Source organism: Paracoccaceae bacterium, assembly GCA_033344815.1.
In the GTDB taxonomy this organism is placed as follows: domain Bacteria; phylum Pseudomonadota; class Alphaproteobacteria; order Rhodobacterales; family Rhodobacteraceae; genus Roseobacter.
Genome location: JAWPMR010000001.1, coordinates 4,387,238 through 4,400,216 on the forward strand (window position 1 = coordinate 4,387,238; position 12,979 = coordinate 4,400,216).

The following is a 12,979-nucleotide window of genomic DNA, read 5'->3' on the forward strand; positions in this document are numbered from 1 at the left end:
GCGCATTACATATGAGAGTTGATCAGAATATCACGGGGGTTGGGGGCGCACGGGGACGGTATTTGTGATCTGCATGAGTTGCGGTCCACTGATGCTGAGTATCGGGCAGATACGTTCGCTTATTACAAGACAACGAAACCGGTGTGGCCGCATGGGCGGCCGGCAAGAAGGCACTATTGGCAACCAGACAGGCATCACATGCGCTGTTGAGATGGTGTGCGGGGTCGATATCACCGCAGATCTCATCCAGCGTGCCGCCCATGTTCAGGTAGTTCACCAGTTCAGGCGATGACGGTTCGGCGGAAAACCGATGGGCAAAGCTTGTTGCGGACAGTGCGAGAGCCGCAATGACCAATATCAGTTTCGCAAAAAACGTAATCCCTCGTCCCATGTTTCCATAATAAAAGCAAAGGTGAAGAGCGTCCAGATCAGAACGTAACGCAGGATGTGTTTGCCGCATGATCCAGCTCACTTCTGGCTTAGGGCGCTTGACCTTGTGCCGTCGAACTGCCCTCTTTGCAGAGCCGCAGAGTCAAGGATATTGAAAATGAGCTTCCGACCCCTGGGAATAGATCCAACCAACTGCTTTATTGCCGGGAAGTGGCAGGCGGGGGAAAAGGGGCGGACCCTGGAATTACATGATCCCTCGACGGGGGATCTGATCTGCCAGATCGCCAGAGGAGACGCAGCGGACATTGACAGGGCGGTTCGATCTGCGCGGGATGCGCTCTCGGGTGATTGGGGCCGCTCCACAGCTGTGGAGCGTGGTCGCATGCTCTATAAGACAGGGCAGTTGGTTTTGGACCATATCGACCTGCTTGCCGAACTGGAGGCCCGCGACGTTGGCAAACCATTGTCTCAGGCGCGCGCGGATGTTGTGGCTCTTGCACGCTACATGGAGTTTTATGCAGGGGCCGTGGACAAAATCCACGGCAACACCATTCCCTATCTGGATGGATACACTGTTTACACGCTGCGCGAACCGCACGGGGTGACGGGGCACATCGTGCCATGGAACTACCCGATGCAAATCATTGGCCGCTCGGTGGGGGCGGCTTTGGCGATGGGCAACGCCGCCGTGTTGAAACCGGCTGAAGAGGCATGCCTGACAGCACTGGCCTTTGCCGAATTAATGCAGCAGGCGGGGTTGCCTGACGGCGCGTTGAATGTGGTGCCGGGTCTGGGTGCGGAGGCGGGCGCCGCGCTCGCGGCCCATCCGGGAGTGAACCATATCTCTTTCACCGGCTCTGTGCATGTGGGCAAGCAAGTGCAACAATCGGCGGCGCAAAACGTAGTGCCGGTGACGCTGGAACTTGGCGGGAAGTCCCCTCAACTGGTATTTGATGATGCGGATCTGGACGCCGCACTGCCATTTCTGGTCAATGCGGGCATTCAGAACGCCGGTCAAACCTGTTCGGCGTCTTCCCGTATTCTGGTGCAGCGCGGCGTTTACGACCAGGTGGTTGAGAGAATGTCCGAACGGTACAGGGTGTTGACAGTAGGACCTGCCATGGCCAACCCGGATGTTGGTCCGCTGATTTCCATGCGACAAAAGCGATTGGTGGAAGGGTTTCTGATGGACGGCGCGGATCTGGAGATTGCGGCTAAATCTGAGATCCCCGCCGATCTGCCAAGCTCTGGGGCCTATGTGACGCCGACCCTTTTTGCGGGCGTAGACACGGCTCACAAACTCGCGCAAGACGAGGTATTTGGCCCGGTGCAGGTGATCATCCCGTTTGAAGATGAGGCTGAAGCCTTGGAGATTGCGAACAGCACTGCGTATGGTCTCGTCGCCTCAGTCTGGACCGCGCAAGGGGCACGCCAGATGCGTCTGGCCAAATCACTGCGGGCGGGGCAGGTGTTTATCAACAATTACGGGGCAGGGGGCGGTGTTGAGCTGCCCTTTGGGGGCACCGGGTTATCCGGTCATGGACGCGAAAAAGGGTTTGAGGCGCTCTACGGTTTTTCTGTATTGAAAACGGTGGCCGCGCGGCACGGGTGATCAAACACTTCCCAGCAGGATCAGCCAGACCCAAACTGTCAGCACCGATGCACCCGTGGCGATCAGGACGGAGGACGCCGCAACGCGTTTGGCGCGCCCGTACATATTGGCAAAGATATAGGTGTTGAACCCAGGCGCCATTGCGGCAGTCAAGACACCGGAACGGAAAAAATCCACCGGGACGTTCTGTGCCGCGCCAAACAACCAGAAAAGCGCAGGGTGCAACAGCAGTGTGACGCAACACACCATGGCGATCACACGACTGTCGCCTTCTGGTTTATATTGCACCAACACGCCGCCCAACGCGAACAATGCGGCGGGCAGGGCGGCCCGTGAAATCAGCGTGAGCGCATCATCGACGACCGCCGGGACCCACATGCCGGACAGATTGACGATGAAACCCAGACCAATGGCCAATACGAGGGCATTGCGAAACATGGCGCGGATCACGGCGCGCAGCATCACCAGCGGGGATTGGCCCCGGTTGCGGGTGATTTCCATGACGGTAATGCCCAACCCGTAGCAAAAGGGCGAATGAATTGCGGTGATGGCAAAGTTCCCTGTGAGTGCTTCTGCGCCGTAAGCGCGTTCGGTGATGGGCAAGCCGAGCAGGACCGAGTTCGAAAACAGGCAACAAAATCCGATGGCGACACAGTCTTCCCAGTCGCGGTTAAACAGAAAACGCGCGCCGAACATGCCGAGGGCAAAACAGATCGTAGCTCCGGCATAATAACTGCTGAGAAGACCTGGATCAAAAGAGCTGTTGAGGTCCAGATTTGCGATCGCCTGAAACAGCAGGCAGGGTATGGCAAAATTCTGCGTAAAACGCATCACGCCGTCGATGCCGGTCACCGGAAACAATTTGCGCCAGACGGCGACATAGCCAAACCCGATGACCAGAAAGACGGGGAGGATGACATCGAGCAGGGTTTGCATGCGGCTGCCTTTGCGCCAGGTAACGGGGGCGGGAGCCTCCGGCGGGAGTATTTAGAGCCAAAAGAAGATCAGGTCACCGCAAAGGTGAGGGTCATGCCATCATAGGCCGGTTCGATATGAGGTTGCGTTTCCGCGCGCAGCGTTTCGTAGTCAAGATCAATGTGCATGTTGGTCAGGACGGCTTGTTTTGGCTGTACCGCGTCGATCCACGCCAACGTGCGGGCCAAATGGGCATGGGTCGGATGCGGGTCCCGGCGCAGAGCATCAACGATCCAACAATCCAGATTTTCGAGCTTTGACCAGACCCCATCGGGGATCTGAGCGACATCGGGCAGGTAAGCCAGATCGGCAATGCGGAAACCCAATGCGTTCATTCCCCCATGCGCGACCTCAAAGGGCTGAAAGCAAAGCGGCCCCCCAGCGCCCTCGATGGTCACGTCACCCTCTATCAGGTGCATGTCCAGAATGGGCGGATAGGTGGAGCCGGGCGCCTGGACGAACGCGTAATCGAACCGCTGTATAAGAGCGGCACGCGTTGGTGCATCGGCCCAGACGGGCAGGCGAGCGCGCATATTGAACACAATCATACGCAGATCATCAATGCCGTGCACATGATCGGCATGACTGTGAGTATAGATCACCGCATCAAGCCGTCCGATGTCGGCATTCAGCAATTGATTGCGGACATCTGGCGACGTGTCGATCAGAACTGTGGTGGTCCCATTGCCGTCATCGCGTTCCACCAGCAATGAGCAGCGCTGGCGCCGGTTTTTGGGGTTGTTGGGATCACAGTCTCCCCAATGCCCACCGAGACGCGGGACTCCCCCCGAAGAGCCACAGCCCAGTATAGTTGCGCGCAGTTCAGCCATCAGGCGGCGGCCTCAAAAAGCATGACTTTGGAGAAAAGGCGCTCGAAATTAGCCTGCGTTTGTTCGGCAAACACTTCATAAGCCACCCCGAAGGTTTCGGCGGCGCGGCGTGCAGTGTGAGCCGTATAGGCAGGTTCATTGCGTTTCCCGCGATAGGGCGGTGGGGCAAGATAGGGCGCATCTGTTTCCACCAGAATGCGCTCCAGCGGCGCGGCGGCAAAGATACCGCGCAAGTCGGATGATTTCGGGAAGGCCGTGATCCCGGACATCGACAGGTAAAATCCAAGGTCCAATGCCGCGTGAGCCAGTTCGGGCGAGGATGAGAAACAATGCATGACACAGGAGAACGCGCCATTTGCATGTTCTTCCCGCAGGATCTGCGTCATATCCGCATCGGCGGCGCGCGCGTGGATGATCAACGGCAACCCCGTTTTGCGCGCAGCTTCAATATGAATGCGCAGCGATTGTTTTTGAATGTCGGCGGACTCGCTCGTGTAGTGGTAATCCAGACCTGTTTCGCCGATGCCGACAAGTTTTGGATGCTGCGCCAATGCGACCAGTTGATCGACAGTGGCCAAGGGTTCGCTTGCCGCACTCATTGGGTGCGTTCCCGCCGCGTAGAACACCGGCGCGTGGGCTTCGGCGATCCCCCGCACGGTAGGTTCGTTTTTGAGCTTGGTACAGATCGTGACCATGCGCGCGACCCCGGCCTCGGCTGCGCGCGCGATGATTTCCGCGTGTTGACCGTCGAAATCGGGGAAATCGAGGTGACAGTGGCTGTCGGTAATCTGAGGTATGTCGGTCATGCCGGTCCGGTCGTTCAGCGCCAGAGCGAATTTTATCCGCTGGCAGTTTGACTTATCTTGATCAGGGTATCTAGGACCAGAGCCGCAGGGTCAAGGTTCACCGCGCGTCCATGACGTGCGCGCGCGCCGGTTTCTTGTGCCACCTGTGCCCAGGCCCGCGCTGCCGTCTGATTTGGCGCCAGGCGTATCAGGGTCGCAGCCTCGTTTTGCGCAGCTTCGACGGTCGGAGCTTTGCCTGTCGCTCCGGAGCGCGCCAAGCGCGACAACAAAAGTTCAATCAAGTCGAACAACAGATCCCGTTTGGCTTCGCCACCGCGTGCCGCAGCGCCTTCTGCCAGTTTCAAAGCACGTGCACGATCAAACTGTGGCAGTTGCTCGATCAAGGCCACAAGCTCGGCGTATGTTTTCAAACCTTCCAGCAATGACAGCCGAATTGCGGCCCCCACGGATCCGCCGGAAAGTTCCGAAAGCGCTGCGGTTTGCGCTCCCGTTGCGATCCCGGCTTGCTCAAAGGCCTGTGTCATAGCCTCGGGTGACAAGGTATTGAGCCGTAAAGTCCGACAGCGCGACCGAATGGTTGGCAACAAGCCGGACGGGTGATGGCTTACCAGCAGCAGCGTGGCGTTTTCAGGGGGCTCTTCCAGCATTTTCAAAAGGGCGTTTGCGGCAGAGGGATTCATATCATCGGCGGCGTCAATAATGACCACCCGGCGTCCCCCATCAGCTGCAGAAAGTTGAAAAAATCCTGCTAGCGCGCGGATGTCATCCACGACAATCTGATCGCGCATTCTGTCCGTTTTCGGGTTTGGTGTGCGGGTTATGGATTTCAACCCCGGTTCCGCCCCGGCTGCAATGCGATATGAGACCGGATGTTCGGGGTCGATTGCAAGTGTATCGGGCGGTGGCGGAGCTTCAAAAAACCCACCTTGGTCGACTGGCGGGGTGGCGAGTAAAAACCGCGCAATGGTCCACGCCAATGTGGCCTTGCCGATGCCGCGCGGACCTGTCAGCAACCACGCGTGGTGCAGGCGCCCTGTTGCGTAGGCGTCCAGAAAGGCCTGTTCTGCGTTGTGCTGACCAAAGATCTGTGCCGTTTCGCGGGGATGCGGTGCGCCGTCGATCTGATCTGGTGCACTCATACCAGTTCGCTTTCCACCAAGGCAGCGATTTCGTCCGCAACAACCTCCACGTCGCGCGCGCCGTCTACAATGCGAAAGCGCGCCTGAAATTCCTGTGCCAGATCCAGAAAGCCTTGCCGCATTGCGCGTTGTAAATCTTCGCCAAAGGCTTCAAATCTTTCGTCTGCCGTCTTGCGCGAGAGCGCACGCGACAAACCCACAGCCGGGTCCATGTCAATCAGGATTGTCAGGTCCGGTTCCTGCGCGATCATAAGCGTGTGCAACTGATCGACCACATCGCGCAGGTCACCGCGCGACAGTCCCTGGTACATTCGTGTGCTATCCGCAAATCGGTCGCACAAGACAATTTTGCCAGCGCGCAAGGCGGGCTGGATCGTGCGTTCCAGATGATCTCGGCGTGCCGCGGTAAACAGCAGGATTTCAGTCTCGGCGGACCAGCGGTCGGGGTCTCCCTGCAACACCAAAGCGCGGATTTCTTCTGCTCCGGCAGATCCGCCGGGTTCACGCGTCAGGACAACTTCATGCCCAGCCGTTGTGAGATGCTGTGCCAGGCGCTGGATTTGTGTGGATTTACCTGAGCCATCGATTCCTTCGAACGTGATAAACCTGCCAGTGCAGCGGGGGGGTGCGTTCACGTGGCCCCCTCAGGGCCCTGAATGAAGTTCGTGAACAGAACCAGAGCGGCGGTGCTCACACGGCTCAGAAAGCCGCCGCGCTCAACCGCGCGATCTGCCACCAACGGCACGCGCGTCTCAGGCAGCCCCTCAAGCGTAAATACAAACTCGGCGAGCTGATCGCCCGCAGCAATGGGGGCGTTCACAGGACCGGTGTAAACCACCTCGCCAGCTATCTCATTTCCCGCCAGAGCGGGCATCAGAATACTGATATCCTCGGCAGCAACCAAACCCACTGTGGGTTCGCTGCCCATCCACACATCTGCTTGCGCGAATTGCTGACCTTCTTTGGCTAGGGGCCGCATTGCGAATTGTCTGAATGCCCAGTTTACGATGGCTTGGGATTCCTGCGCGCGTTCCGCAACCGTATTCAAGCCCGAGATTACAAAGATCACACGCCTGTCCCCCTGTTTGGCAGAGCCGGTAAGCCCATAACCTGCTTCCTGGGTGTGACCGGTTTTCAACCCGTCCGCGCCTATTCCCATGGTCAACAAGGGGTTGCGATTGAGACGGTTGCTGGGCACGCGGTTGTCAAATTCAAACTCGGTTTCTGCAAACAAAGGGTAAAATTCTGGAAAGTCGCCAATCAGTCGAGCAGACAGGGTCGCCAGATCGCGCATGGACATCAGATGCCCGGGCTGTGGCCAGCCGTTGGAGTTGGTGAAGGTCGAATTGGTCATGCCCAACTGCTGAGCGCGCTGTGTCATCAGCCGTGCAAACCCGTATTCCGTGCCATCTGGTGACAGGGCTTCGGCAATGACAACGCAGGCATCATTGCCCGAGAGTACGATAATACCACGGATCAAGTCTTCGACAGTAACGGTTTCGCCCGATCGCAGAAACATGCTGGATCCGCCGTAAGACTGTGCGTGTTCGGAAACGCGTAACTCTTCGTTAAGGTCCAGCCCGCCATCCGACTTGCCCCGCCGGATGGCTTCGAAAGCCATATAGAGGGTCATTAGTTTTGACATTGACGCGGGCGGCAAGGGGGTGTCCGCCTCCTTGTTCAGCAAAACGGTTCCAGTGGTCTGATCCAACACGAAAGCAGAACCTGCTTTGGTATCGAAGGCCGGAGCCATCGTGGAGGATACGACAAGGGCAAAAAGGGCTGCGACAAGGCGGATCATGAGGGCAAGCTCCTGAGCAAGTTAATTTGTGACGGCATAGGCATCAGTAAATCCTTCGCCTTTGGTGGTGTTGAGCAGTTCGCCCTGCTCGGCGGTCGTCGTGGCCGGCCCGACAACGACGCGCCAGAAAGGTCTACCATCTGTTTCCCGTTTTTCAACTTTTGGGATCAGGCCGGCACTGCGCATTTGCTTGGCTGCACGCTCGGCATTGGCTTCCTCGCTGAAGATACCGATCTGAACATACGGTTTACCCGGTGTGGATTGAGGCAGGTTCGATTGGTTTTCCGACGGGGCAGGGCGTGTTGCCGTCTGGCCGTTATCGGCTTGACTGGAGCCCGGCGCGTCCGGTGCAGCTGTTGCAACGGCGACCGGGTCGAGTGGCGTTTCGGTGATCTCGCTGGTGCCGCCTGAAGCACCTTGATCTGATGGATTGGGTGGTTGAGCAATGACTTCTTTGCGCAATGCGACGACGTTAAGTTCGGCGGGCGCACCTGCAAGGACACCCAAGGCTTCGGCGGCATCCGACGACATTTGCAATCTCGGGCCCGGAACATCGCGGGCGCGCCGGAACAGCGCGCCGACGACGGACTGACCGTTGGCTTGGTTTCGGATGATGACGCGTTCGGGTTCTGTAACGTCGGGGTGGGCAACCCAAACGCCGCCCAATGACGGCCTCCCGTCCCACAAACCCGCCTCACTGACGGAAAAAACATCGGGCGCTTCAATATCGCGCTCGCTGACCTGATCCTCTTGCGTTCGGGAGGTGGAGCCTGCTTCCGCGTCCGGTTCAGCATTAAAAACGTCGTTCAGACTAAAGGATCCTGCATCATCGCAACCCGCGAGCGCGCTCAGGAAAAAACTGGCAATAACAAGTTGTAAAACAGTAATTCGATGATGAATTGCGTTTCCGCGCATTGCCTATGTCCTTGCCTGCATCCCGGTTCCCCGGCACTCATTTGTCCCTCTTGAAGCGGGTCTTAGTCATTATCCTAACTTGGTGCATGAGAACAGGGAAGATGTTGAAGTTGAAATAGGCACAAATCCCCTGACTAAAGAGTAAATTTTTTTGAGGTTTCAGAATCAATTCCAGATCACTAGGAGGGTGACACCGGAGGAGTGGCAGAGTGGTCGAATGCACCGGTCTTGAAAACCGGCGTGCGTGAGAGCGTACCGTGGGTTCGAATCCCACCTCCTCCGCCAATAACCTTTTAAATGAAATTGTTTTTAAACGAAAAATCTCATTTTAGCAATGCGCGTTCCCACACCTGTTCCCACGTCTTGCAATTCTTCACTTGCCCTAATCTGCATCCCTCAATCATCAAAGTCGTCTTCTGACTCGCCAGTGACAAGCGCACGTTGGCGTTCACGGCTGATTTGGCCGTAGCTGCGCAGCGTCGTGAGAACGTCTTTATGTCCGAGATTTTGCGACGTAGCGACCAGTTCTGCGACCGACGTGCAGGTTTTGGTGGCGTGGCGGGCAGCATGTGACGGAAAGCGTGCGGGCCAAAGGTTTGCTAGTTTGCAACAGCAAAGGCATGATTGACGATCTTGCGGCCAGGTTCGGTGGTTTTCTAATGGCGGCGCTCAAAACCATTTGCCTTGAAGCCAGCTTCGGCATCGGAGGTCAAAGCTGTTACCGGGAAAAGCGGATCGTCTGGGCTGTAAAGTGAAGTCTCGTCGAGATAGTCGATCCACGTGGCCAGAACGGCTTCGGCCTCTTCAAACCCCTTTGCGAAGAACGTGTCGATGTCGTTGCCCAATTTCGTTGCAACTTCGCGGGGGGTCTGATCCACTGATTTCTCTTCGAGATCAACGTTCTAGATGCGCAAAGAGATCAGCGCGGCAACGCGGATACCAGTAAGGCAGAGAAGGGCGAAGATTGCTTTGTCGCGCAGTTCGCGAGGGTTACTTGGGGCATCAATGAAAGGGCGTGCTTGGCCTGTTTGGTACTAGGGGCGGGAAGCGAAGGGGCCGCGCGCGCTTCGGCCTCGTCGCGGCGGGACAAGTTAGAATCGTCGGCATTCGCCGTTTTGATGCGGCTGCGGAATCCGTCTTGCTGAGAAAGCCAGAGTGTAAACTCGCGCAGGGTCGCCATAATGGCGCGGGTTGTCGATTTGCTCAGAGACCTGCCTGCTTTGGATTTTGCCTGCTCAAGATGCGTAAGGACTCCCATCGCCCATTCGATATGAAAGCGCGCGAAACCCTTCCGTCCGTTCCAAGCGTCGAAGCGTTCCAGCGCCGCAAGTTCACGATCAAGAGTCTGTTCAGAAAGCTGTCTTGCAAACTTCCGGTATTCGATGAAGCGCCGTTTGGTGCGTTCGTTTTTTTCGTTGGGTCGTCTGCTCATCGTAACCTCCTGTTGAGGAATAGAAAGAGGGTGCCAATAGTCTATTCATTCGACGTGGGCGCAAAGTGGAAGAACAAGGGAATGCGTGGCTACCGCTATAACGTGAAGAGCTCAGTCGTTTCCCCGTTCGGCCTACGACAGGACCAGCTTGTCCAGCGTCAGGTCCGATACCGCTCGCCGCAGCCGATCATTCTCCTTCTGAAGCCGCTTTAGCTCTTTCAGTTGGTCGGTTCCCATCCCACCATACTGCTTAGGCTAGCGATAGAAGGTCTGTTCTGTGATCTGCACGTCGGATGGCGTCTACGCGCGCCATCCCTTGGCCGCACAGCACCTCAACCTGCCGCAACTTACTGACAATCTCTTCCGGCTTGTGTCGCTCGATTCCCATCTTTGACCCTCCGATTCCTAACCATAGGGGCCGAACACTTCAGTGGGGCAGCACCAGCTTCTTGCGGGCGGCTCGACGCACGAAGGCTTCGGCATCGCTCTCAGCGATTTCCTTCAAACGGTCCATTGCGGTCTTGTCACCGATCCGCGCCAGCGCCTGCGTGGCGACCTTGCGGATCTGGGCATTGTCCGTGGCCGTCATCTTGACCAGTTCGCTCCGCGCCTTGGCCCCGCCCAGCCGGCCAAGCGCGTCGAGCGCGGCAAACCGGCCGCCCTGGTCCAGCTTGGGCAACACTTTTAGGATCGGTTGCACGGCCTCCTTCTTGTTCATCCGCCCGAGCACGAACATCGCACGGGTCTTTCGGGCATTGGGTGTGCCGGCGTCCTCGATGAGCCGAACCAGCACGGCCAGGTCTTCAGCCGTTGCCTTGCCGGCCAGTTCCTCCAGCGAGTGGCCACAATCGGTGGCCAGCATGCGCTCGGAAATGTTGTCTAACTCTGCCATTGTCGCCTCCTCAGCATTCCTCGACATCGTCGTCGTCGTTGATATTGTCGCATTGTGATGCATTCAGGTTGGGCAGTGCGACGTTGATGTTGTTGGTCCCGCAGCCGGTCATCAGGTTCGTCAGGTCGCAACTGTCATCGCTGTCAATATGCGGGTTGTCCCCGACCACGTGGGTCAGCTCATGCACCCATGTCCATGGCGACGCCCCCGGCCCAACCCAAAACCCCCGCCGGTCCGGCGGGTGCGCGGCACAGCCGAACGGGCTGGGGTTATTGACGTAATACCCAACGACGTTCGCCCCCAAGTTCCGGCCCAGATCGAATAGTTCGTCTTCGTCGTCGCTCACGCTATGACCGCTGCCCCGACAATCGTCCTGCTCGAAGACCAGCAGCCCGGGGTTGTTCACGGTGATGCTGTCCGTGGGATAGATCCAGACATCGCACTCGTTCTGGTAAACGTCGTTGCCGTTGTCCAGGTCGCGCTGGATCTGGGGCGTGGCCCCCTGGATCGTGACCAGCGCCACCTTGACGAAGGGCATGTTCTGGACGCGGTTCATCTGCGCGAGAACCGATCGGTTCCGGGGATTGTCGTTGGCGTAGACGCCAAGGATATCCTCGCGCAGCGACAGGCGCCCGGTCTTGTCCAGGCACGAGTCCGCTACGTTTCTGATGCTTGCACTCATGGCCCGTCCTCCTATTGCAGGTTGACTAGGACGGGGATCAGGCCGGTGCCGTGCTCCAGCGGTGCCAGAGCCTTGCCCAGCACCGCGCCGAATGCGCGCTCGCGATCGACTGCCTTCATCGCGTGGCCCGGCGTGTTCGCCGAGGTCAGAAGGTCGCCGACCGCGATCGGCGCCATGCGCGCATCGACCTTGCAATAGACCTTGCCGACCAGCGCGATCGGCATCCGGTCCTCGACGTCGTGGCGTTTGTCCATGACAATGCCCGGTTTGAAATCGCCGGCGCCCGAGATCACGCCCACGACCCTCGGATCGTAACCGCACTCGCACGGCACCAGCGACCCGTCATCGGTCAGCGACATCACAGTGCCAGGGCTCGCCTCGGCCACGGCACAGGCGGCCACGTCGAAATCCTCGGCAAAATCCGCGTTCTGCATGATGATATCGCCGGCGTCGCCATTGATATGGATCGTGGCCTGGCTCAGCGTCGTGTTGTCTCCGCCTGAGGCGAAGACCACGATGTCGCCGTCGGCGCCGTTGCCACCGAGCCACATATTACCGCCGCCCGCATCCAGCCGGATGCGGTCATCGCCGTTGTCGGCCTGCAGCGTAATATCGCCATCTGCGCCGTTACCACCGGCGCGGTAGTTCCCGGAATCGCCGCTCATGTGGATCGTCGCCGCGGTAGTCGACTGTGTGCTTGCGCCGCTGGGCAGCAGTACCAGGTCGCCGTCGGCGCCATTCGCCCCCAGCCACAGGTTGCCGCCGCCGGCATCAAGGTGGATACGCCGTTCACCACTGTTGGAATTCAGAGTGATATCCCCGTCCGCGCCATTGCCCCCCGCCCGATAGTTGCCCGAGTCGCCGCTCATGTGGATCGTACCCGCCGAGGACGATTGGCTGCTCGCCCCGGCGGGCATCAGCACAAGGTCCCCATCGGCGCCGTTGCCGCCAAGATACGCATTGCCACTACCCGCATCCAGATGGATGCGCCGCGTGCCGTCATTGGCATTCAAAAGCAGGTCACCATCGGTGTTATCACCGCCTGCCGAGATGTTTCCGTTGTTCGAATTGATCGAGATAGCCATGAAAATGTCTCCGTAATATCAGAGGTTTGGCGCCAGTCTGGGTGGCTTTGAAATAGGTAATTAAAGCTTTGTATAGAGGACCATTGGCCCGTTGATGCAACAACGCCCAGGCCGAAACTCCCGTAATAATTGTACCATAAAAAGCAACTTTGCGCAACTATCGTCAATCTTCGGGTCTTCACCGGCGCGCGTGCTATCCAAGTCCTTGGCCTAAAAGCACTCTCCGTTCAACAGAACCTTCGCCAGTTCCGGCGCAGCCTTCAGCAGCATGTCGTCCAGCGGTTCGGTCCCGACCGGCGCATAGAACTACTCCGTGTCGTCCCAGGCCACCAGCCTCCACGCACACTTACCCGCAACCGGTCTATTGCAGCCATTCAATGTGGTAAGTTGAAGTCACAATACAGTCCGTCAAAGGAGACA

General features: G+C 58.1%; 14 protein-coding genes, 1 tRNA gene and 1 pseudogene. 2 read left to right on the forward strand and 14 right to left on the reverse strand.

The window, feature by feature from the left end:
* Positions 1-22: 22 nt before the first annotated feature.
* On the reverse strand, positions 23-391 hold the full coding sequence (locus R8G34_20360; GenBank protein MDW3225212.1) for a hypothetical protein: 369 nt from the start codon (positions 389-391) through the stop codon (positions 23-25).
* Positions 392-547: 156 nt separating this feature from the next.
* On the opposite strand from R8G34_20360, the gene R8G34_20365 reads away from it, so the two are divergent.
* Positions 548-2,002 (forward strand): aldehyde dehydrogenase family protein, encoded by a 1,455-nt coding sequence (locus tag R8G34_20365; GenBank protein MDW3225213.1) that lies wholly within the window; start codon positions 548-550, stop codon positions 2,000-2,002.
* Here the strand turns inward: R8G34_20365 and R8G34_20370 are convergent, their stop codons facing one another.
* The 7 genes from R8G34_20370 to R8G34_20400 form a co-directional block, all read right to left on the reverse strand.
* On the reverse strand, positions 2,003-2,938 hold the full coding sequence (locus R8G34_20370) for an AEC family transporter (GenBank protein MDW3225214.1): 936 nt from the start codon (positions 2,936-2,938) through the stop codon (positions 2,003-2,005). It lies immediately after the preceding gene.
* Positions 2,939-3,006: 68 nt separating this feature from the next.
* The gene (locus R8G34_20375; protein ID MDW3225215.1) at positions 3,007-3,807 is read right to left on the reverse strand and encodes an MBL fold metallo-hydrolase; all 801 of its coding nucleotides are present in this window, start codon (positions 3,805-3,807) and stop codon (positions 3,007-3,009) included.
* Positions 3,807-4,613: a TatD family hydrolase gene (locus R8G34_20380; GenBank protein MDW3225216.1), complete on the reverse strand. Its 807-nt coding sequence runs from the start codon at positions 4,611-4,613 to the stop codon at positions 3,807-3,809. The genes R8G34_20375 and R8G34_20380 overlap by 1 nt, the downstream gene beginning before the upstream one ends.
* Before the next feature lie 32 nt (positions 4,614-4,645).
* Complete coding sequence (locus tag R8G34_20385) at positions 4,646-5,752, reverse strand: DNA polymerase III subunit delta' (GenBank protein ID MDW3225217.1); 1,107 nt, start codon at positions 5,750-5,752, stop codon at positions 4,646-4,648.
* Positions 5,749-6,387: a dTMP kinase gene (gene tmk / locus R8G34_20390; GenBank protein MDW3225218.1), complete on the reverse strand. Its 639-nt coding sequence runs from the start codon at positions 6,385-6,387 to the stop codon at positions 5,749-5,751. Before tmk ends, R8G34_20385 begins: the two co-directional genes overlap by 4 nt.
* Positions 6,384-7,553 carry a D-alanyl-D-alanine carboxypeptidase family protein gene (locus tag R8G34_20395; protein MDW3225219.1) on the reverse strand — a complete coding sequence of 390 codons (1,170 nt, stop codon included), beginning with the start codon at positions 7,551-7,553 and terminating at the stop codon, positions 6,384-6,386. Before R8G34_20395 ends, tmk begins: the two co-directional genes overlap by 4 nt.
* Before the next feature lie 21 nt (positions 7,554-7,574).
* Positions 7,575-8,468 (reverse strand): SPOR domain-containing protein, encoded by an 894-nt coding sequence (locus tag R8G34_20400; GenBank protein ID MDW3225220.1) that lies wholly within the window; start codon positions 8,466-8,468, stop codon positions 7,575-7,577.
* Positions 8,469-8,663: 195 nt separating this feature from the next.
* On the opposite strand from R8G34_20400, the gene R8G34_20405 reads away from it, so the two are divergent.
* Positions 8,664-8,753 (forward strand) — tRNA-Ser (locus R8G34_20405).
* A 371-nt stretch (positions 8,754-9,124) separates the two neighbouring features.
* Here R8G34_20405 and R8G34_20410 read toward each other — a convergent pair.
* The 6 genes and pseudogenes from R8G34_20410 to R8G34_20435 all read right to left on the reverse strand — a co-directional run bounded on the left by R8G34_20410 (position 9,125) and on the right by R8G34_20435 (position 12,559).
* On the reverse strand, positions 9,125-9,346 hold the full coding sequence (locus tag R8G34_20410) for a hypothetical protein (protein ID MDW3225221.1): 222 nt from the start codon (positions 9,344-9,346) through the stop codon (positions 9,125-9,127).
* A 41-nt stretch (positions 9,347-9,387) separates the two neighbouring features.
* Positions 9,388-9,900 carry a hypothetical protein gene (locus R8G34_20415; GenBank protein ID MDW3225222.1) on the reverse strand — a complete coding sequence of 171 codons (513 nt, stop codon included), beginning with the start codon at positions 9,898-9,900 and terminating at the stop codon, positions 9,388-9,390.
* Between the two features lie 135 nt (positions 9,901-10,035).
* Positions 10,036-10,288 (reverse strand): annotated as a pseudogene (locus R8G34_20420) (IS3 family transposase).
* Between the two features lie 39 nt (positions 10,289-10,327).
* Positions 10,328-10,792 carry a HEAT repeat domain-containing protein gene (locus R8G34_20425; protein MDW3225223.1) on the reverse strand — a complete coding sequence of 155 codons (465 nt, stop codon included), beginning with the start codon at positions 10,790-10,792 and terminating at the stop codon, positions 10,328-10,330.
* A gap of 10 nt (positions 10,793-10,802) precedes the next feature.
* Entirely contained in the window at positions 10,803-11,474 is a 672-nt protein-coding gene (locus R8G34_20430; protein MDW3225224.1) for a hypothetical protein, read from the reverse strand.
* A gap of 11 nt (positions 11,475-11,485) precedes the next feature.
* Positions 11,486-12,559 (reverse strand): hypothetical protein, encoded by a 1,074-nt coding sequence (locus R8G34_20435; GenBank protein MDW3225225.1) that lies wholly within the window; start codon positions 12,557-12,559, stop codon positions 11,486-11,488.
* Positions 12,560-12,979: the final 420 nt, after the last annotated feature.